Origin of the sequence: Pseudomonas sp. AMR01 (genome assembly GCF_041946035.1) — a bacterium.
In the GTDB taxonomy this organism is placed as follows: Bacteria; Pseudomonadota; Gammaproteobacteria; order Pseudomonadales; family Pseudomonadaceae; genus Aquipseudomonas; species Aquipseudomonas antarctica_B.
Genome location: NZ_JAUTYR010000158.1, coordinates 1 through 547 on the forward strand (window position 1 = coordinate 1; position 547 = coordinate 547).

Sequence of the window (547 nt, forward strand, 5' to 3'; positions counted from 1 at the left end):
AAGGCAAACCCGGGGAACTGAAACATCTAAGTACCCGGAGGAAAGGAAATCAATATGATACTCCCCTAGTAGCGGCGAGCGAACGGGGACCAGCCGAGCCATGAGTGTGATTAGAATGCGTTGGAATGCGCAACCAAAGTGGGTGATAGTCCCGTATAAGAAGCATGATTGGACGTATTAAGTAGGGCGGGACACGTGAAATCCTGTCTGAAGATCGGAGGACCACCTTCGAAGGCTAAGTACTCCTTACTGACCGATAGTGAACCAGTACCGTGAGGGAAAGGTGAAAAGTACCCCGGAAGGGGAGTGAAATAGAACTTGAAACCGTGTGCTTACAAGTAGTCAGAGCCCGTTAATGGGTGATGGCGTGCCTTTTGTAGAATGAACCGGCGAGTTACGATTTGATGCAAGGTTAAGCAGTGAATGTGGAGCCGTAGCGAAAGCGAGTCTGAATAGGGCGTTGAGTATTTGGTCGTAGACCCGAAACCAGGTGATCTACCCATGACCAGGCTGAAGTTCAGGTAACACTGAATGGAGGGCCGAACCG

Annotated in this window: 1 rRNA gene; it reads left to right on the plus strand. The window is 50.3% G+C overall.

From position 1 onward, the window contains the following. Nucleotides 1–547, plus strand: a 23S ribosomal RNA gene (locus tag Q7C20_RS27030); the annotation flags it as partial.